This is a genomic window from Pararobbsia silviterrae (assembly GCF_003628125.1).
Classification (GTDB): Bacteria; Pseudomonadota; Gammaproteobacteria; order Burkholderiales; family Burkholderiaceae; genus Pararobbsia; species Pararobbsia silviterrae.
In genome coordinates this window covers 107,542-128,314 of sequence record NZ_RBZU01000012.1, presented here as the reverse complement: position 1 = coordinate 128,314, position 20,773 = coordinate 107,542, and the positions used below count along the sequence as shown (strand labels likewise).

Sequence of the window (20,773 nt, the reverse complement as noted above, 5' to 3'; positions counted from 1 at the left end):
CGCGCACGAATGGGAGTCGCAATGGAAGACGCACACGCATCCGCACACCGCCGCTTCGCGGCGGGCCGTGAACTCGATCTGATCTGCATCGGGCGCCTCGCGGTCGATCTCTATGCGCAGCAGGTCGGCGCGCGGCTCGAGGACGTCGCGAGCTTTGCGAAGTATCTCGGCGGCTCGTCGGCGAACATCGCGTTCGGGGCCGCGCGTCTGGGCCTCAAGTCCGCGATGCTCACGCGCGTCGGCGACGATCATATGGGACGCTTCCTGACCGAGTCGCTCGCTCGCGAAGGCTGCGATACGCGGCACATCGTCATCGACACGCAACGTCTGACCGCGCTCGTGCTGCTCGGCCTCAAGGACCGCGATACGTTCCCGCTCGTGTTCTATCGCGACAACTGCGCCGACATGGCGTTCGATATCGCCGACGTCGACGAGCCGTTCATTGCGTCGAGCAAGGCCCTGCTGATCACGGGCACGCACTTGTCGACGCAAAAAGTGCTCGCCGCGAGTACACAAGCGCTGACGTACGCGCGCAAGCACGCCGTGCGCACGATCCTCGACATCGACTACCGCCCTGTGCTCTGGGGCCTGACGGGCAAGGCCGACGGCGAGACGCGCTTTATCGCGAACGACACCGTGACCGCGCATCTCCAGCGCATGCTGCCGCTGTTCGATCTCGTGATCGGGACCGAAGAAGAATTCCGGATCGCGGGCGGCGGCGGCGATCTGCTCGCATCGCTGCGCGGGGTCCGGCATGTCACGGCCGCGACGCTCGTCGTCAAGCGCGGCGCGCTCGGCTGCACCGTCATCGAGGCGGATATCCCGGACCGGATCGACGACGCGCCGACGTTCGGCGGCGTGCAGGTCGAAGTGCTCAATGTGCTCGGCGCGGGCGATGCGTTCGCATCGGGCTTCCTGTCGGGCTGGCTGCGCGAGAAAGCCTATGCCGAGTGCGCCGAGATCGCGAACGCTTGCGGCGCGCTCGTCGTGTCGCGCCACGCATGCGCGCCGGCGATGCCGACGCCCGCCGAACTCCACGCGTTCCTCGCGCACGCGAAGCGCGATCCCGACGCGATGCGCCGCCCCGATCGCGATGCGACGCTCGCGCGCCTGCATCGCGTAACCGTGCCGCGCGCGCAATGGAACGAAGTGTTTGCGTTCGCATTCGATCATCGAAGCCAGATGTTCGATATCGCGCGCGAAACGGGCTGCGACGAACACCGGATCGACACGCTCAAGCTGCTGTTTGCGCAAGCGGCGCTCGAGACCGCGGCGCAACCGCGTCATGCGGGCCGCGTCGGCGTGCTCATCGACGGCCGCTACGGACAGGACGCATTGAATGCGGTGACCGGCACGGGACTCTGGATCGGACGTCCGATCGAACTGCCCGGCTCATCGCCGCTGCTGTTCGAAGGCGGCCGCGCTTTCGGCGCGACGCTCGTCGAATGGCCGCGCGAACAGACGATCAAATGCCTTGTTCACTATCATCCCGACGAGCCCTATGAAACACGGCTCGAACAGGAACTGCAGGTGCGTGCGCTCTACGACGCCGCACAGGCGAGCGGGCACGAGCTGCTGCTCGAAGTGATCCCGCCCAAGCATCTGCCGCAGGGTCCCGATATCGTGCTGCGCGCGCTCAAACGTTTCTACAACCTCGGCATCTACCCCGAATGGTGGAAGCTCGAACCGATGCCCGCGCAGGGCTGGGCCGCGATCGACGCGTTGATCGCCGAACGCGATCCGTATTGCCGCGGCGTCGTACTGCTCGGGCTCAACGCCCCCGTCGAAACGCTGGCCGAAGGATTCCGCGACGCGGCCGCCTCGACGCAATGCAAGGGCTTCATGGTCGGGCGCACGATCTTCGGCGAGCCCGCGCGGGCCTGGATGGCCGGCGAGATCGACGACGCGACCGTCAAGGCGCGCGTGCGCGCGACCTTCGAATCCCTCATCGAACACTGGCGCGCCGCGCGGCGCGGCCCCGCGGCGCAGCGCGCGCGCATCAACGATACGGAGCGAGTCGTATGAACGAAACCATCGAATACGCGCGATCGCTCGCGATGCACGAGGCCCACGCGGAGCACGGCAAAACCGGCAAGACCGTCGAACTGACCGCGGCCCAGGCGCTCGTGCGCTACCTCGCCGCGCTGCGCGTCGCGCGCGACGACGGCGGGCCGCCCGAGCCCCTGTTCGGCGGCGTCTTCGCGATCTTCGGGCACGGCAACGTCGCCGCGCTCGGCGAGGCGCTCCACCGCTACCGCGCCGATCTGCCGACGCTGCGCGCGCATAACGAGCAGGCCATGGCGCATGCGGCGATCGCCTATGCGAAAGCACACTTTCGGCGGCACATGATGGCCGTCACGACGTCGATCGGCCCAGGCGCAACGAATCTCGTGACGGCGGCCGCGCTCGCCCACGTGAACCGCCTGCCCGTGCTGCTGCTGCCCGGCGACATCTTCGTCTCGCGCGCGCCCGATCCCGTGCTCCAGCAAGTCGAGAATGCGCAGGACGGCGGACTCTCCGCGAACGACTGCCTCAAACCCGTCTCGCGCTATTTCGACCGCATCGTCCATCCCGCGCAATTGCTGAGCGCGTTGCCGCGCGCGATCGCGACGCTGACCGACCCGGCCGAATGCGGTCCCGTCACGCTCGCGATGCCGCAAGACGTCCAGGCAAGTGCGTATCCGTATCCCGAACACTTCTTCGCGCCGCGCGTCGTGACCTTCCGCGCGCCGCCGCCCGATGCGGGCGCATTGGACGCCGCCGTCGAGGCGATCCGGCAAGCCCGGCGCCCGCTTATCATCGCGGGCGGCGGCGTGCTCTATAGCCGCGCGAGCGCGGCACTCAAGGCGCTCGCGTCGGCCTACGGCATTCCCGTAGCCGAAACGCAGGCCGGCAAGAGCGCGCTCGCCTGGGACGATCCGCTGAATCTCGGCGCGATCGGCGTGACCGGTTCGCCGGCCGCGAACGATCTCGCGCGCGAGGCCGACCTCGTGATCGCGGCCGGCACGCGGCTCTCGGATTTCACGACGGGGTCGAACAGCCTGTTTCGCCAGGCGCGCGTGATCGGCCTCAATGCGCACGCCGCCGACGCGCTCAAGCACGACGGCCTGCCGCTCGTCGCCGACGTGCGCGTCGCGCTCGACGCGCTCGCCGAGCGTCTTGCCGGATGGACGCCCGCCGACGCATGGACGCGCCGCGCGCGCGACGCCGCCGCGCAGTGGGTCGCACGTGTCGATACCTTGACCGCGGGCACCGAGGCGCGCGTGCCCTACGACGCGGACGTCATCGGTGCGATCCAGCGTTCGAGCGCCGACTCGGCGTCGACCGACATCGTCGTCTGCGCGGCGGGCACGCTGCCCGCCGAGCTTCACAAACTCTGGCGTGCGCGCGTGCCCGGCGCCTATCACGTCGAATACGGCTATTCATGCATGGGCTACGAGATCGCGGGCGCGCTCGGCGTCAAGCTCGCGCAACCCGACCGCGAAGTCATCGTCACGGTCGGCGACGGCAGCTATCTGATGATGAACAGCGAGATCGCGTCGTCGATCGCGCTCGGCGCAAAGCTCATCATCGTCGTGCTCGACAATCGCGGCTTCGGCTGCATCAACCGGCTTCAGCAGGCGTGCGGTTCGCCGCCGTTCAACAATCTGCTCGACGACGACGCGCCGCATGTCGATTTCGCCGAGCATGCGCGCGCGCTCGGCGCGCAGTCCGAGCACGTCGACGACCTGCGCGGACTCGAAGCCGCGTTGGTGCGTGCGCGCGCCGCGCGGCGCACTTATGTCATCAGCATCGACACCGATCCCGCGAAAACGACCGACGACGGCGGATGGTGGTGGGAAGTCGCGGTGCCCGAAGTGTCGGATCGCGAATCGGTGCGCGCCGCGCGCGCCGCCTATGACAACGGCAAGACGCAGCAGAAGGAGCCGCGCTGATGAGTATCACGCAAGCAAGCCCTGCGCAGGCGCGCAGGGCCCATGACTTCCAGGTTCGAATCGGGGTGAATCCGCTGTCGTGGATGAACGACGATCTGCCCTCGCTCGGCGGCGAAACGCCGCTGTCGGTCGCGCTGACCGAAGGCCGGCAGATCGGCTATCAGGGCTTCGAACTCGGCAATAAATTCCCGCGCGAACCGAACGCGCTGCGCGCGCTGCTCGGCGAATACGACCTCGCGCTCGTCTCGGGATGGTACTCGGGACAACTCGCGCAACGCTCGGCGCAAGAAGAGATCGACGCGGTCGGTCCGCATCTCGAACTGCTCGCGCAATGCGGCGCGACCGTCATGGTCTATGGCGAAGTCGCCGACTCGATCCAGGGATCGGCCGTCGCGCTCTCGAAACGGCCGCGCTTTCTCCACGACGCGCAATGGGACGCCTATGCGAAACGGCTCGATACGTTCGCGGCCTATACGCTCTCGCGCGGCGTGCGCGTCGCCTACCACCATCACATGGGCGCCTACGTCGAATCGCCGGCCGACATCGACCGGCTCATGGCGCTCACGGGTCCCGACGTCGGACTGCTGTTCGATACGGGCCACGTGACGTTCGGCGGCGGCGATCCGTTGACCGTCCTCGACAAACATATCGAGCGCGTCTGTCACGTGCACTGCAAGGACGTGCGCGCCTCGATCATCCGCCAGGCGCGCAACGGCGACTGGACGTTTCTGCAATCCGTCATCAACGGCGCGTTCACGGTGCCCGGCGACGGCGTGGTCGATTTCGAGGCGGTGATCGCGCGTCTTGCGCGGCATGGCTATCGGGGCTGGCTCGTCGTCGAAGCCGAACAGGACCCCGCGGTCGCGCCGAGCTACACGTATGCGGATCTGGGTTATCGAACGCTGCAGGCGCTGAGCGCGCGCGCGGCGGCCACACATGAGGCCAATTCATGAGTCTGCTCGTCAAAGCTTCGCGCGCCGGCCGCGAGATCGTGCGCGTCACGCCGGCGTCGGCCGGCTGGCGTTACGTCGGTTTCTCGGCCTATCGGCTCGCACCGGGATCGGGACCGAACGACGCGCTCGAACTCGCGTTCGCCGATCGCGAGATCTGCATCGTCGTACTGAGCGGCCACGTGTCGATCGAGGCCGGCGGCGAACGCTGGTCCGCGATCGGCAGCCGCGCATCCGTGTTCGACGATGCCTCGCCCTACGCGCTCTATGCGCCGCCGGGCACACACGTGCGCGTGAGCGCCGCGGGAACCGGACACGCGGCCGAAATCGCGGTCTGCGATGCGCCCGCGACGGGCCGCTATCCGATGCGGCTGATCGAACCTTCGCAGGTCAAGGCGAGCGTGCGCGGCCACGGACTCAACACGCGCTACGTCCGCGACATCCTGCCGCAAACCGAGACCGCCGAATCGCTGCTCGTCGTCGAGGTCCGCACGCCGTCCGGACATTCGTCGAGTTATCCGCCGCACAAGCACGACAACGACAACGTCCCGCTCGAAAGCGCACTCGAGGAAACGTACTACCACCGGCTCAATCCCGCGCAGGGGTTTGCATTTCAGCGCGTCTATACGGATGCGCGCGATATCGACGAATCGCTCGCCGTCGAGGATCACGACGTCGTCATGGTGCCGCGCGGATATCACCCGGTCGTCGTGCCGTACGGATATGACTCGTACTATCTCAACGTGATGGCGGGCGCCAAGCGCGTCTGGCACTTCAAGAACGACCCCGCGCACGAATGGATGATCGAGGCGCGCTAGGAGCGGCCGACGCGTCGTGCGTACCGTGCACGTGATGCGTGCAGTGCGTGGATGGCTTGAATGTGAATGGCTTGAGCGCGCTCGACGCGCGATACGCGTCCCGGATGCTCAGGCATCCGAGACGCCTGCGCCGAGCGGCTCGTCGGCGAGGGTCTCGCCTGTCGTGCTGGCGCGCACGATGAATTCGACGGGTTCGAGCACGTTGCGCGGTTCGAAGTCGTGGCTCAGCAGCACTTCGACCGCGGCATCGGCCAGGCGCTCGACATCGACGACGACCGTCGTCAGCGACGCGTCGTGCGCGACAGGATCATTGTCGAAACCGACGAACGCGACATCGTCCGGCACACGCAGACCGCGCTGGATGCACACATCGAGCGCCGAAAGCGCTGCCACGTCGTTAAATGCGAAGACGGCGTCGGGCGGCGTATCGAGCGCGAGCAGCGTTTCCATCGCATAAGCGGCGCCTTCGCGCGCATCGACACCCGCGGGAATCGTGACTTCGAGCGCGGGATCGAGCGGCAGGCCGGCCTCGAAATACGCGCGGCGGAATCCAAGCGCGCGCTGCGCGGTACCGTAATGCGCGGGCGATGCGCCGATGAATGCAACGCGGCGCAATCCGCGCTCGAACAGATGCTGCATCGCCAACTGCGCGCCGCGTTCGTTATCGACATTCACGCAGCGGAATTCAGGCGCCCATTGATCGATGAGCACCATCGGACGCTTGAGCGAGGCAAGCTTCTGCAGATGCGCATGATCGACGAGGCCGACGACGGCGAGCGCATCGGGCGTATGACGACGCAGCTGATCGATGAGGTCTTCGGTCGGATCGAACGCGAGGACGGTCGAGGTGACGCCCATGCCGCGGCCCGCGCGTTCGACGCCGGCGCGAAGCTGTTCGATGAATTCGACGCTCGCGAAATGCGCATAATCACGCGGGCCCACGAGTGTCATCCTGCGCACGCGCGTGCGACGCAGATTGCTGTGATCGTATCCGAGCTGCTGTGCAACGAGCAGCACGCGCCGCCGAGTTGCATCCGACAGACCCGGCTGATTCTTGAGCGCACGTGACACGGTCCCGATCGACACTCGCGCAACGCGCGCGATATCCCGTACAGTGGTTCCCATCTATTACCCGACGACCATTAATCCCTTTGGAGACAGCCGGCTTCAGTGCCCCAGGCTGTTTTAGAGGGTGTGCGTGCAAAACGGGAAAAATTCTCCTGATTTCCGCACAATCCTCGCTTCACTTCAGGTTAACGGCAGATGTTGCAAGACTTAAGTAGGATTTGAGTGATTGCTCCGAAATATTTCCGCAATATCCGTTGTTTAGTCCTATAAAACGATCGCCCACTAAACACACGGCTGTTTTAAACGTTCAATAAACGCGATAAGTCCCCGTTTCGAGTTTTTGTTTAAGCGCCGAGTCATAGCTCGAATGCACATGCGTGCGCTGCGTATCGGGCCGCGCGTACGCAAACGCTTTGCGCAAAGCCAGCGAGCTCTCGTGAAACGCGGACAGGATCAGCTTCTGCTTGTTGTCATAGAGTGCAATGTCGCCGATCGCAAAGACGCCCGGCAACGCGGTTTCATAGCGGCAGGCATCGACAGGAATGCGCCCCGCGCGCGCATCGACGTCCCAGTTGGCGAGCGGGCCGAGGTCCGGAACGAGCCCAAATAGTGCGATCAGATCGTCGAATTCGAGTTCGCGTACACCGTCGAGTGTTTTGACGCGCGCGCCGCGCAACGCGCCATGCGATTCATGAAGCGCTTCAAGCGTCCCCGTCACGAGGTCGATCTGACCGGCCGCATGCGCGGCCATCACGGCATTCGCCGTCGCGGGCGCCGCGCGATACGCGACGCGCCGATGCAGCAGCGTGACGTGCGCCGCAACGCCGCGTAGCGCAAGCGCCCAATCGAGCGCCGAATCGCCGCCGCCCGCGATCAGCACACGCCGGCCCTTGAAGCGCTCGGCCTCGCGGACCGCATAATGCAGCCCGTTTCCCTCGAAACGCTCGGCTTCGGGAAGTGCAACTCGCTGAGGTACAAATGCGCCGTTGCCCGCCGCGATCAGCACCGCGGCGGCATCGATCGTGCGCCCGGCGCTCGTCGTCAGACGCCAGCGCTCGCCCGAACGCGCGAGTGTCTCCGCGCGTTCGCCGAGATAGATCGGAAATCCGAACGGCGCGCACTGTTCGAGCAAGCGGTCCACGAGTTCCTGCGCGCTGCACCGCGGCACGGCCGGGATGTCGTAGATGGGCTTGTCGGGATACAGCTCCGTGCATTGCCCTCCCGCGCGGTCGAGCGCATCGATCGTCACGCAATCGAGTCCGATCACGCCGGCCTCGAACATGGCCCAGAGTCCCGCGGGCCCCGCGCCGACGATCGCGACGTCGGTCCTTTCGACGGTGTCCTGCCCGGTGGTGTCCGGTTGCTCCATATCGGCTGTCCTCGTTCGAATCGCACGCCGTCCCGGTACGGCACGGAACGCGCGATGCAATCGAGTATGCGCCGCGCCGCCGCGCGCACGGCAATGGCCTTACTGCCTTCGCGTCGGTACGCGATGCGTGCCGGTATCGGCATCGTGCGGGGGCCGCGCGGGGGTCGCGTGCGCGCAATGCGTGAGCGTGCAACGCGATCGAACCCGCGCTATGTGCGATACCGCACGGATTCGCGCGGGGCCGCTGCCTATGGTCCAAAGGATTCGCATTGCGCCACCGAACACACGACACCCACGGTCCGTCACTCGATCGCCATGCCTACACACCTCATTGCGCACATCGCGTTCCTCGCATGCGGCGGCTTGTCGTGCATTGCGGTCCAGGCGGCCGACTCGATGGGCACGATCAAGACGCTCAAGGGCGCGGTGCATATCGAACGCGGTGCGCACACCGTCGATACCCAGGTCGGCAGCGAGGTGTTTGCAAACGATCGCGTCGTGACGGGTCCCGATTCCTCGGTCGGCATCACGCTGCGCGACGACACGCTGCTGACCGAGGGCGCCAATTCCGTCCTCGAACTCAACAAGTTCGCGTTCAACACGACGACATACGACGGCGCGCTCGATGCGACGATCCGGCACGGTTCGCTATCCGTCGTCGACGGCAAGCTCGCGAAGGCGAACCCCGACGCCGTCCGATACAGCACGCCGACGACGACGCTCGGCGTGCGCGGCACCGAATTCATCATCGAGGTCGGCGGCGACGGCGGGAGCGGACATTGAAGCGCCCAATCGCACGATGCGGGCGCGCGGCCGGCACCGCGGCCGGCGTGCTCATGCTGCTCTACGGATGCAGCACGCCGCCCGACAAGATCACGCTTTTACCGAACCCTGACGGCACCGTCGGGACGGTCGTCGTGCACAACGGCAATCAGACGCAGGTCATCGATCAGGCCTATACGCGCGTCGATGTCGTCCAGGGTCGCGCGATCGAACAGACGGCCGATACGCCGTCGAACGTGCAAGCCCACTACGGTGATCTGCTGGCCGCGCAACCACCGCGGCCGGTCACGTTCACGATCAACTTCGTGTTCGACTCCGCGACGCAGCTCGCACCCGAATCGGCCCAGACAGTCGAACAACTCAAGCGCGTGCTCGCGACGTGGCCCGCGCCTCATCTGACCGTCGTCGGGCATACGGATCTCGCGGGCTCGCAGGACTTCAACGACCGCCTCTCGATGCAGCGCGCGAAGTCGGTCGCGGCGTTTCTCGTCAAGGCCGGCATTCCGCCCGAACAGATCGAGACCGCGGGACGCGGCAAACGCGAGCCGCTCGTGCATACGGCGGACGGTGTGCCGAACCAGGCGAACCGGCGCGCCGTGATTACGATTCAGTGAGTCCGGGCGGCGCCTCCCGGCCCCGAATACCCGCGACGACGCGCTCCGTGTGCCGGCACGTAACGACACGCATCCCCACGTCATTGCACGCCATCGCACACCTTCGATCTGTGCTTTCGGCAGTCTCATATCGGATCGTGCATTTTTTCCGCCGCACGATCTCCGATGTCACTCAAACGCGTTGATCGGCAAATGCAACATGAGCTTCATGAGTTCGGACTGACGATTCGTCGCGGTCTTGCGATAGATCGACTGCAGATGCTTGCGCACGGTTTCGTACTGGATGCCGTGCTGCGCGGCGATTTCCTTCGGCGACAGCCCCTGTGCAATCGAGCGTGACACGCGGCTCTCGGCCGGCGTCAGATTGAATGCGGCGCCGAGCAGATCCGAATCGACGGGCGGCGCCGACTCGGGGTGATAGAACAGCAGCAACACGAGCGGGCGCAGACCGAATGCGCCGCCGACCTTGGGCGGCACGAGCAAGGTGAAGAAGGCATAGAGCGTTTCATCGGTCTGTCCAGCGCCGCGCGGCGACGCAATGGCCATCGAGCGATAGCCCGTCACTTCATCGGGAACCTCGATTTCGCCGCGCGCCAGGCCCTCGAGCCGCGCGCATTCGTCGCGAAAACGCGCCTGATACCCGACGGGCAAATCGAGCCGGCCCTCCACGATACGGACGAGCGCGGTGCTCGCGAGCAAGCGTGTCGCCGCCTCGTTCGCGAGCACGACGTGGCTCTCGGTCGTCAACAGCAGCACGGGCTGTCTGAGCTTGTTGACGAGCGCGTGGCCGACGAGCGCCTTCGTCGAAAACGTGTAGTGCTGGATACGCATGCGGACCGCACGCGTCAGATGCGGAAGGAGCCGATCCAGAAAGGCGATTTCGGACGCACCGAGCGGCTGATCGCCGACGTTTCGGAGCACCGAGAAAATCACGCAGACCGTGTCCGTCTCGACGAGCTTGCACCCCGACACGAAACGTCGGCCGACCGGGATCAGGAACTCCTGATAGAACGGATCGCGCGCGACGAACGCTTCGTCGAAGACTTCATGACAATGGATCCATTCGGCGGGACGCCGGGTCCGCATGAGCGCCATGCGCGGGTCGATGCTGCCGTAGCGCTGGATATAGGCGAGTTCGCCCTCGGCCGGCAAATTGAAGCCGTCGCTGTATGAAAGCGAATCGTAGGTTTTGTCGATCGCCAGCATATGCACGGTGCCCGCATCGATTGCCGTGCCGAGCGAATCGAAGAAAGCCGACCAGCCGGCCGGTTCGACGACCGCGTCGTAAAGCAGATGCACCAGAGATTCGTATCGTTCCGCAGACAGATCCATCGTCGTGCCCCTCCCGTCGGGGTCGCCTCGCCACGTTACGTTTTCATTACATCGTGGACCGGCTGATCGCGTGCACATCGGCTTTTTCGAGCCGTTCGCGCACATCATAAAGGACGCGCGCGAACCCACCGCCCGAGCGTCGCATCGGGCGGTGTCAGCAGCGTGTCGAAGGGGTGCGGTCGCGGGATATGAAACTGTCGAACGTACAGAAACGCGGTGCGCCGATGGGCACGCTTATGCGGACCCATGCCGACGCCGGCGTGCACGCCTAGGCGACGGTGCCGCTCGTGCGCACGCCGGCATCGGCCTGCGCTTGTTCGAGATGGCGAAGCAGCTTCGAGACCATCCGCACGACGATCAACGCGACGATCACGAAGAACGCTGCGAGCGGCGTCAGGATCTGGACCGACACGAAGCCGGCCAGCGCCATGACGATCGCCGAGACGAGCAGCAAGGCGCAGCCGAGAATCGCGCTCGTCAGGCCTGCGATATGCGGGAACAGCGAATTCCCCTTGGCCATGAACGTCGGATACATCGCGCCCGCGCAGAAGCCCATGACGAGCACGGGCGCGGACAAGGTCCAGACGCGCAGCCCCACGGTCAACGCGAGGATCAGCATGACGATCGAGGCGAGCGCCATGACGCGCGCGCCGAGACGCAGCCGCTGCTCGGGCGTCGGCAGACGCGGGCCATGCACGCGGTTCGACAGGCCGCCGAGGAAATACATCATGCCGATCGCAAGCGCGAGATAGCCGAAATACGTCGGCGGCTCGTGCAGCGTGTTTTGCACCATGAACGGACCGACGATGTTGAACACGAGCAGGATGCTGTAGCAAAGGCCCTGCGCAAGAAAGCAGCTCTGGAACACGGGGCTCGCGAGCACTTTGGCCGTATTCGTCGTCAGCGTGCGCGGCGCGAGCTTCACAGGCTTCGGCAGCGTCTCGCGATAGCGCCAGACGAACCCCCACATGACGAATCCGTAGACGAGCAGGAACACGAGACACGAGCGCCAGCCGAACAGGGTCTGCAGATGCGCGCCGATGACCGGCGCGATGATCGGACCGACGCCCCATGCGATCGCCATATACGTGAACGCATGCATCATCGCGTGCCCCTTGAACGAGTCGGTGATGATCGCTTTCGCGAGCAGATTCGTCGAAGCGATGCCGAAACCCTGCAATGCGCGCGCGAGGATGAACGTTTCGAGGTTCGGCGCGGCGAGCGAGAGCACGCAGCCGATCGTGAACATCAAGAGTCCGAACGCGAGCACCGGCTTGCGGCCATACGCGTCGGCGACCGGGCCGAACACGAGCTGGCCGAATGCATAGGCCGCCATATACCCCGTAACGCTCGACTGGATCGCCTGCGGCGAGGTCGCGAACGCGTGCGCCATCGCGGGCAGCGCGGGGACGTAGATATCGATCGCGATCTGTCCGGCGGACGCGAACATGCAGATCAGGAGCAGCAGGAACTGCTGAGAATTGGTGGCGCGCGCGGCGCCGCTCTGGGGATCGGGGCTAGTCTGATTCATGGCAGCGTCGAGAAGGCTGAGTCCAATGACGCTGCACGTTTCGTTTCGACGGCGCGGCCGACGCGCGTACGACGCATTGGCCGCGTATTGTGCCTGTTTTTTGCGCGCACCGCCCCAAAGTCCATGGCGCAGGCAAGGATAGGGTGTCGCGCGCACGATTCGACAGCGCGCGAAGCAGTCGCGCGCGTTCGAAGCCGACGGCGGCGCGGGCCTGCGACAACGACCGCGCGCAACGCCGCGCCGACGGCGCAAACCGGGCGTGACGGGGTGCCGAAGACGCCCCTGCCCTGCCCTAGTGCTGCCTTAGTGCTGCCTCAGCGCCGCCTCAGTGCTGCGTATCGCCCGCCGCCGCGCCGCCCGCGGCGGACGCGCTCGCGGGTGCGGCCGCATCGCCGTTCTGCGCCTGGAGTTGCGTCTGATCCCATCCGCCGCCGAGATCGCCATAGAGCGTGGCGGCCGCGACGAGACGCTCCTGCACGACGGTCAACTGCGTCTCGCGCAGTCCCAGCTCGGTCGTCTGCGCCGTCGCGACCGTCGTGTAATCGACGGTGCCCGCCTGATACTCGTTGAACGCGATCTGCGTGCCGCGCGTCGCCTCGGTCACCGCGCGATCGAGCGTCTGCGCCTGCTGCGAGAGAATCCGCAGGCTCGACAGATCGTCCTCGACGTTCTGGAACGCGCCGAGCACCGTGTTCCGGTAGTTCGCGACCGCCGCGTTATACGTCGCACGCGCGGCCGCGACCTCGCCGCTGCGCTCGCCGCCGTCGAATATCGTCTCCGATGCGCTCGCGCCCAACGACCACACATAGTTCGCGACATGCAGCAGCCCCGACACCGGCGATTGCGTGAAGCCGGCCGCGCCCGACAGCGAGATCGTCGGGTAGTACGCCGAGATCGCCACGCCGATCGCCGCGTTCTCCTCGGCCATCTGCCGCTCGGCGACCGCGATGTCGGGCCGCCGTTCGAGCAAGGTCGACGGCACGCCCACGGGCATGTCGGGCAAGGTCGGCAGCGCGGCCGTCGACGGAATCGACAGCGACTCGGGATTGCGCCCCACGAGCACGGCGATCGCGTGCTCGTATTCGGCGCGCGACACGCCGAGCGCGATCAGGCTCGAACGCGCGCTTTCGAGCTGCGTGCGCGCGGTGATCACGTCGGACGGCGCGACGGTGCCCGCGCGATCCTGATTCTCGACGACACGCAGGTACTCCTCGTAGGCCTTGACCGTGCGCTCCAGCAGCGCCGTGTTCGCATCGGTGACGCGCAAATCGATGAGCGTCGTCGCGAGCGTGACTTGCTCGGCGAGCGTCGCGTTCGCGAGCGTCGCGGCGCTCGCTTCGGCGCCGGCCTTGCGTTCCTCGACGAGCCGGCGCACTTGCCCCCAGAAGTCGGGAGACCAATCGAGCGTGCCTTCGAGCGAGGCCGAATTCGCGACGTTCGTGCTATTGCCGATCGTGCTCGACGCACGCGAACGCGTGCCCGAACCCGTTACGCCGATCGTCGGAAACAGACCCGAACGCGCCTCGCGAATCAACGCGACGGCTTCCTGGTAGTTGTAGTAGTCCTGCTGAACCGTCTGATTCGAGACGCTGACCTGCGGCTCGAGTTCGTCGAGCAGCGGATCGTTGAACGCCTTCCACCATTCGCCCTTCGGTCCGCTCGCATCGGGAATCGCCTGCGTCCAGCCCGGCAGTTCCTTGTATGTCGCGGGCACCGCGACCGCCGGCTTCTGATAGTCGGGGCCGACCGTGCAACCCGCCGCCAGCGCGCAGAGCGCGGCGGCGGCCGCCACGCGGCGCATCCTCACGCCTTGCGCCGGCATGCGATCCGAGGTTTTGCCGATCCGTGCCGTCTCGTTCGCCGGCACGCTTTCCATGTCTTTATCCATCATCGTCATCGATCAAGTCCTCGTCTGCGTACCGCGGCTCCACGGCTGGCGCGAAGACCAGGCCGCCAGGCGAGCGCGCAGACGATCGAGATACAAATAAATCACCGGTGTCGTGTACAGCGTGAACACCTGACTGATCAGCAAGCCGCCCATGACGGTCACGCCGAGCGGCTGGCGCAGCGACGCGCCCTGCCCGATGCCGACCGCGAGCGGTAACGCGCCCAGCACGGCCGCGGCCGTCGTCATCATGATCGGGCGCAGGCGCTTGAGCGCGGCTTCGTGAATCGCGCGGCGCGCATCGAGCTTTTCGTCGCGTTGAAGCTGGATCGCGACGTCGACCATCATGATCCCGTTCTTCTTCACGATCCCGATCAGCAGAATAAAGCCGATCGCCGAAATCACCGACAGCGGCACGCCGAACACGAGCAACGCGAGAATCGCGCCGATCCCCGCCGACGGCAACGTCGACAGAATCGTGAGCGGGTGGATCGTGTTCTCGTACAGCACGCCGAGCACGATATAGACGACCACGAGCGCCGCAAGGATCAGCAGCGGACCCGAGCTCGTCGAACTCACGAAGGCCTGCGCCGCTCCCGCGAACGCGCCGTGCACCGCGGCGGGCATGCCGATCGCTTCCTCGGCTTCCTTGATCGCGTTGCCGGCCTCGCTCAACGAGCCGTTGCCCGCGAGATTGAACGAGATCGTCGCGGCGACCATGCCGCTCTGGTGATTGACCTGCGTCGCCGTATGGCTGTTGGTCCAGGTCGAGAGCGCCGAAACCGGCACCATCGTCTCGGCCGACGTGCTGTCGGCGCTCCCCGTCGAGCTGCCGCCCTTGCTGTTCGAGATGCTGTTCGTCGTCGCGTTCGACTCCGCATTCGAATTCAACGCGTTCGTGCCGCTCGTGCTCGACGTCGTCGAAACGCCGACGGTCGCGCCCGTTTGCAGCGCGGTCGACTGCGTGCCGACGATGCCCGACGAGTATTGCGTCGACGCCGTGCCGTTCGCGTTGCCCGCCGCCGTGCTCGCGAAGATCCGATCGAGCGACTGCGGATATTGCCAATACGTCGGCGCGACTTCCATCACGACGAAATACTGGTTGAGCTCGTTGTAGATCGTCGAGACACTGCGCTGCCCGAACGCGTCGTACAGCACGTTGTCGATCTGGTTCGGATCGAAACCGTAACGCTTCGCGGTGGCTCGGCTATACGTGAGCATCGTCTGTAACCCGTTCTGTTGCAGATCGGAATTGACGTCGGTCATCGTATCGCGATGCTTGCTGAGCTCGGTCACGAGCAGCGGCACCCATTTGTAGAGCATTTGCGGATCGTCGCTCGTCAGCGTGTACTGATACTCGGCCGCCGATTGCCGTCCGCCGATGCGCAGATCCTGCTGGGCCTGCAGGAACAGCCGCGCGCCCGCGACGGCTTCGAGCTTCGGCCGCAAGCGGTTCACGACTTCCTGCGCGCTCGCGTGCCGTTCGTTGAGCGGCTTGAGCCCGACGAACACGTTGGCCGTATTGAGCGCGCGGCCACCCGTGAAGCCCGCGACCGCGGAGACTGCCGGATCCTTCTGAACGATCTGCTGAAGCTGCGCGAGCTTGCTCTTCATCGCGGTGAACGAGATGCTCTGGTCCGCGATGATCTGCCCCATCAACGTGCCGTTGTCTTGCTCGGGGAAGAATGTGGCCGGCACGAGCCGGATCAGCAGCGCATTGCCGACCAGCAGCAGGAACATGACGCCGATCACGAGTAGCGAGCGATCGAGCACGGCATCGAGCGAGCGCGAATACGCATGATGCATTCGGTCGATCTGCTTCGAGATCCAGCTGCCGATTTTCGTGGGCTTGTGTTCGAGATGGTGACGGCTCAGCACGTAGGCGCACATCGTCGGCGTGATCGTCAGCGAGATGACCATCGACAGCAGGATCGCGACCGACAGCGTGACCGCGAACTCATGGAACAGCAAACCCAGGATGCCCGGCATCAGCAGGATCGGCAGGAACACCGCGATCAGCGACACGCTCATCGAAACGACCGTGAACCCGACCTCGCCGCTCCCCTTGAGCGCGGCCTCCTTCGGATCCATCCCGGCCTCGACGTAGCGCATGATGTTCTCGAGCACGACGACCGCATCGTCGACGACGAAGCCCGTGCCGATCGTGAGCGCCATCATCGAGAGATTGTCGATGCTGTAGCCGAGCAAATACATCGGCCCGAACGTACCGACGATCGACAGCGGCAACGCGACGGCCGGAATCAGCGTCGCGCGCGGCGACAGCAGGAACACGAACACGACGCCGATCACGAGAATGACCGCGATGCCGAGCGTGCGCTCCGTATCGCCGACCGAAGCCCGGATCGATTGCGAGTGGTCGACCACGACGCCGATATGAATCGAGCTCGGCAATGCGGCCTGGATCACCGGCAAGCGCTCGCGAATCTGCGTCACGGTGTTGACGATGTTGCTGCCCGGCTCGGGGAACACGATCACGAGCACCGCGGCCTTGCCGTTCGAAAGCCCCGCGTTGCGGATGTTCTCGTTCGAATCGAGCACCTGCGCGACATCGCGCAGCATCACGGGCGCATCGTTGCGATACGCGACGACGATGTCCTTGTACGGCTTGGCCTGTCCGATCTGATCGTTCGACAGAATCTCGTACCGATGCCCGCCTTGATCGAGATGCCCCTTCGGGCTGTTCGCGTTCGCGGCGCTCAGCGACGCGCGGACGTCTTCAAGCCCGATGCCGTAGCTGTTGAGCTTGTTCGGATTGAGTTCGACACGCACCGACGGCAAGGCGCCGCCGCCCAGCGTGATCTGTCCGACGCCCTGGATCTGCGAGAGCTGCTGCTGAATGATCGAGTCGGCCGAGTCGTAGAGCTGCGCTGTCGTCAGCGTATCCGACGTCATCGAGAGCACCATGACCGGCGCGTCGGCCGGGTTGTACTGACGATAGGTCGGGTTCGAACGCAATGTCGTCGGCAGGTCCGCGCGCGCGGCCTGGATCGCGGCTTCGACATCGCGCGCCGCGCCGTTGATGTCGCGATCGAGCCCGAACTGGACGACGATCATCGACGATCCGACGTAGCTCATCGAGGTCAGCTCGTTGACGTCGGCGATCGTCGCGAGCCGCTTTTCGAGCGGTTCGGCGACGGTCGACGCCATGATGTCGGGGCTCGCGCCGGCCATGTTCGCCTGCACCACGATCACCGGGAACGCGACGTTCGGCAACGGCGCGACCGGCATCTGGAAGTACGCGAGCATGCCCGAGATCAGCAGCGCGATCGCGAACAGCGTCGTCGCGACCGGCCGCTTGATGAAGATCGCACACGGGTTCACGCGCCGGCCTCCCCGTCGCCGTCGGGCGCCATGCCGCGCTCGGCGGCGCGCGAGCGGCGCCATTCGCGCACGCGCAGCGCGATGCGATCAAACATCAGATAGATGACGGGCGTCGTGAACAGCGTCAGCAACTGGCTCAGCGTGAGCCCGCCGATGATCGCGAGGCCCAGCGGACGCCGCAGTTCCGAACCCGTACCCGTGCCGAGCAGCATCGGCAGCGCACCGAGCATCGCGGCGAACGTCGTCATCAGAATCGGACGGAAGCGCAGCAGCGACGCTTCGAAGATCGCGTCGAACGGCGCCTTGCCGTGCACGCGTTCGGCTTCGAGCGCGAAGTCGACGATCATGATCGCGTTCTTCTTGACGATGCCGATCAGCAACACGATCCCGATGATGCCGATCACGTCGAGATCGCTGCCCGCGACCATCAGCGCGAGCAGCGCGCCGATGCCCGCCGACGGCAGCGTCGACAGAATCGTGACGGGATGCACGAAGCTCTCGTAGAGCACGCCGAGCACGATATAGACGGCCGCGAGCGCCGCGATCAGCAGATAGACCTCGCTCGACAGCGCATCCTCGAACGCGGCGGCCGCCCCCTGGAACGACGCCGCGATCGACGCCGGCATCTTGGCCTCCGTCTCGGCTTCGCGGATCTGCTTGACCGCCGTGCTCAGCGATGCGCCGTTCGCGACGTTGAACGAGATCGTGACCGACGGGAACTGCGCGAGGTGGTTGACCGAGAGCGGCGTCTTGACGAGACGGATCGTCGCGATCTGGCTTAACGGCACCTGGCCCGTGCTGCTCGTCTGGCTCGGCAGATAGATATCGCCGAGCGACTGGATGTTGGGCATCGATTCGGGCTTCGCGACGAGGATCACGCGGTATTGATCCGACTGCTCGAAGATGGTCGAGACGATGCGCTGGCCGAGCGCGTCGTAGAGCGCATTATCGATCGTCGCGGCCGTGATCCCGTAGCGCGCGGCGAGCTGACGATTGACCTCGACGTCGACGCCGAGACCATCGTTGTCGAGATCGCTCTGCACGTCGGTGATCGACGAGATCGCGCGCATCTTCTCGATCAGCGTCGGCACGACGCTCTGCAACGCCTGCCGGCTCGGTCCGCGCAGCACGATCCGATACTGGTTCGGCGACACGGTCGTGTCGAGCGTCAGATCCTGCGACGGCTGCAGGAACAGCTTGACGCCCGGCACCGACGCGACCTCGCCCTGCAGACGCCGCGCGATCGCGGCGGCCGTATCCGAGCGATCGTCGTGCGCGCGCAGATTGATCAGGAAGCGGCCGTTGTTGAGCGTCGCGTTGATGCCGTCGATGCCGACATACGACGTCAGCGATTCGACGTCGGGATCCTTGAGGACCGCGTCGGCGAGCGCCGCCTGTCGGTTGACCATCGTGTCGTACGACACCGATGTGTCGGCGACGCTGATGCCCTGGATCACGCCGACGTCCTGCGTCGGGAACAAGCCCTTCGGAATGACGACGTAGAGCACGAACGTCAGCGCGAACGTGCCGAGCGCGACGACGAGCGTCAGCGTCTGATGCTGGAGCACCCAACGCAGCCCGCGTTCGTAGGCCTTGAGCGTGCGGTCGAACAGGCCTTCGCTGATGCGTTCGAAGCGGCTCGGATGACGATGTTCCTGCGCGCGCAGGATCCGCGCGCAAAGCATCGGCACGACCGTCAGCGAGACGATCGCCGACAGCACGATCGTGACCGCGAGCGTGACCGCGAACTCGCTGAACAGACGGCCGATCACGCCGCCCATGAACAGCAGCGGAATCAGCACGGCGATCAGCGAGATCGTCAGCGACATGATCGTGAAGCCGATCTGGCCCGCGCCTTCGAGCGCCGCTTCGAGCGGGCTCATGCCCTCTTCGAGATACCGGACGATGTTCTCGATCATCACGATCGAGTCGTCGACGACGAAACCCGTCGCGATGATCAGCGCCATCAGCGACAGATTGTCGATCGAGTAGTGAAGCTGATACATGATCGCGAACGTGCCGACGAGCGACACCGGCACCGCGATGCTCGGGATGATCGTCGCGGGCAGATTGCGCAGGAACACGAAGATCACCATCACGACGAGCGCGATCGCGAGCACGAGTTCGGTCGCGGCGTCGAACACCGACGCGCGGATCACGCCCGTGCTGTCGCTGACGATACGCACTTCCATGCCCGCGGGCAGCGTCGCCTCGAGCATCGGCAGTTGCTTCTTGATCTGGTCGACCGTCGCGATGACGTTCGCGCCGGGCTGGCGCTGGATGCTCAGGATGATCGCGGGATTGCGATTGATCCACGCGCCGCGTTCGACGTCCTGCGGCGCCTGCGACACGCGCGCGACGTCCTTGAGCATCACGGGCGCGCCGTTCTGATACGCGATGACCGTGTCGAGGTAGTCCTTCGGATCGGTGATCTGATCGTTCGAGTTGATCGTGTAGTCGAGATCGGGGCCGTCGAAATTGCCCTTGGGCTGGCTCACGTTGACGTTTGCGATCAGCGTGCGCAAGTCGTCGATATTGAGTCCGTAGCCCGCGAGCTTGTGCGGATCGGCTTCGACGCGGATCGCGGGCACGTTGCCGCCCGCGGTCGTCACGAGACCGACGCCGGCCGTTTCCGAGATCTTGGTGCCGAGGCGGTTGTTCGCGATGTCCTGAAGCTGCGTGAGCGACATCGATTTCGACGTGACCGCGAGCGTCAGGATCGGCTGATCCGCGGGATTGACCTTCGCGTAGGTCGGCGGCGCGGGCAGGCCCGTCGGCAGGTAGCTGTTCGAGGCGTTGATCGCCTGCTGGACGTTCTGCTCGGCGACGTCGAGGTTCAGCGACAGATCGAACTGGAGCGTGATGACCGACGCGCCTTCCGAGCTGTACGAGATCATCTGCTGCAGCCCGGGGATCTCGCCGAGCTGGACTTCGAGCGGCGCGGTGACCGTCGTGGCCATGACCTGCGGGCTCGCGCCCGGATAGAAGGTCTGGACCTGGATGGTCGGATAGTCGACATCGGGCAGCGACGAAACCGGCAGGAATCGTACGGCGACCGCGCCGACCAGCACGAGCGCGATCATCAGCAACATCGTCGCGACCGGCCGCAGGATGAAGGGGCGGGAAATATTCATAAGCGCGTGATG

At 65.5% G+C, this 20,773-nt stretch carries 13 protein-coding genes; 6 read left to right on the top strand and 7 right to left on the bottom strand.

Going from position 1 to position 20,773, the window contains the following annotated elements:
* The first annotated feature begins 21 nt into the window (after positions 1 to 21).
* Genes D7S86_RS22600 through iolB form a run of 4 tightly spaced genes read left to right on the top strand, consistent with a single transcriptional unit; the run spans position 22 to position 5,703 of the window.
* The gene (locus D7S86_RS22600; RefSeq protein ID WP_240648353.1) at positions 22 to 2,025 is read left to right on the top strand and encodes a bifunctional 5-dehydro-2-deoxygluconokinase/5-dehydro-2-deoxyphosphogluconate aldolase; all 2,004 of its coding nucleotides are present in this window, start codon (positions 22 to 24) and stop codon (positions 2,023 to 2,025) included.
* The gene (gene iolD / locus D7S86_RS22595; RefSeq protein WP_121089593.1) at positions 2,022 to 3,935 is read left to right on the top strand and encodes a 3D-(3,5/4)-trihydroxycyclohexane-1,2-dione acylhydrolase (decyclizing); all 1,914 of its coding nucleotides are present in this window, start codon (positions 2,022 to 2,024) and stop codon (positions 3,933 to 3,935) included. The genes D7S86_RS22600 and iolD overlap by 4 nt, the downstream gene beginning before the upstream one ends.
* Positions 3,935 to 4,888, top strand: coding sequence for a myo-inosose-2 dehydratase (iolE, locus tag D7S86_RS22590; RefSeq protein WP_121089591.1), 954 nt, complete (start codon positions 3,935 to 3,937; stop codon positions 4,886 to 4,888). The genes iolD and iolE overlap by 1 nt, the downstream gene beginning before the upstream one ends.
* Positions 4,885 to 5,703, top strand: coding sequence for a 5-deoxy-glucuronate isomerase (gene iolB / locus D7S86_RS22585; protein WP_121089589.1), 819 nt, complete (start codon positions 4,885 to 4,887; stop codon positions 5,701 to 5,703). The genes iolE and iolB overlap by 4 nt, the downstream gene beginning before the upstream one ends.
* Before the next feature lie 108 nt (positions 5,704 to 5,811).
* On the opposite strand, the gene D7S86_RS22580 is transcribed toward iolB, so the two are convergent.
* Positions 5,812 to 6,828, bottom strand: coding sequence for a LacI family DNA-binding transcriptional regulator (locus D7S86_RS22580; protein WP_121089587.1), 1,017 nt, complete (start codon positions 6,826 to 6,828; stop codon positions 5,812 to 5,814).
* A gap of 250 nt (positions 6,829 to 7,078) precedes the next feature.
* Positions 7,079 to 8,140 carry an NAD(P)/FAD-dependent oxidoreductase gene (locus D7S86_RS22575; RefSeq protein WP_121089585.1) on the bottom strand — a complete coding sequence of 354 codons (1,062 nt, stop codon included), beginning with the start codon at positions 8,138 to 8,140 and terminating at the stop codon, positions 7,079 to 7,081.
* Between the two features lie 315 nt (positions 8,141 to 8,455).
* On the opposite strand from D7S86_RS22575, the gene D7S86_RS22570 reads away from it, so the two are divergent.
* The gene (locus D7S86_RS22570) at positions 8,456 to 8,923 is read left to right on the top strand and encodes a FecR family protein (protein WP_240648352.1); all 468 of its coding nucleotides are present in this window, start codon (positions 8,456 to 8,458) and stop codon (positions 8,921 to 8,923) included.
* Positions 8,920 to 9,537, top strand: a complete 618-nt coding sequence (locus tag D7S86_RS22565) for an OmpA family protein (RefSeq protein ID WP_240648351.1) — start codon at positions 8,920 to 8,922, stop codon at positions 9,535 to 9,537. The genes D7S86_RS22570 and D7S86_RS22565 overlap by 4 nt, the downstream gene beginning before the upstream one ends.
* Before the next feature lie 168 nt (positions 9,538 to 9,705).
* Here the strand turns inward: D7S86_RS22565 and D7S86_RS22560 are convergent, their stop codons facing one another.
* The 5 genes from D7S86_RS22560 to D7S86_RS22540 form a co-directional block, all read right to left on the bottom strand.
* The gene (locus D7S86_RS22560; RefSeq protein WP_158602053.1) at positions 9,706 to 10,836 is read right to left on the bottom strand and encodes a helix-turn-helix transcriptional regulator; all 1,131 of its coding nucleotides are present in this window, start codon (positions 10,834 to 10,836) and stop codon (positions 9,706 to 9,708) included.
* Positions 10,837 to 11,137: 301 nt separating this feature from the next.
* On the bottom strand, positions 11,138 to 12,400 hold the full coding sequence (locus D7S86_RS22555) for a multidrug effflux MFS transporter (protein WP_121089580.1): 1,263 nt from the start codon (positions 12,398 to 12,400) through the stop codon (positions 11,138 to 11,140).
* Positions 12,401 to 12,725: 325 nt separating this feature from the next.
* Positions 12,726 to 14,222 (bottom strand): efflux transporter outer membrane subunit, encoded by a 1,497-nt coding sequence (locus D7S86_RS22550; protein WP_420813302.1) that lies wholly within the window; start codon positions 14,220 to 14,222, stop codon positions 12,726 to 12,728.
* A 78-nt stretch (positions 14,223 to 14,300) separates the two neighbouring features.
* Entirely contained in the window at positions 14,301 to 17,627 is a 3,327-nt protein-coding gene (locus D7S86_RS22545) for an efflux RND transporter permease subunit (RefSeq protein WP_121089756.1), read from the bottom strand.
* Complete coding sequence (locus D7S86_RS22540) at positions 17,624 to 20,761, bottom strand: efflux RND transporter permease subunit (RefSeq protein WP_121089578.1); 3,138 nt, start codon at positions 20,759 to 20,761, stop codon at positions 17,624 to 17,626. Before D7S86_RS22540 ends, D7S86_RS22545 begins: the two co-directional genes overlap by 4 nt.
* Between the last annotated feature and the right edge of the window lie 12 nt (positions 20,762 to 20,773).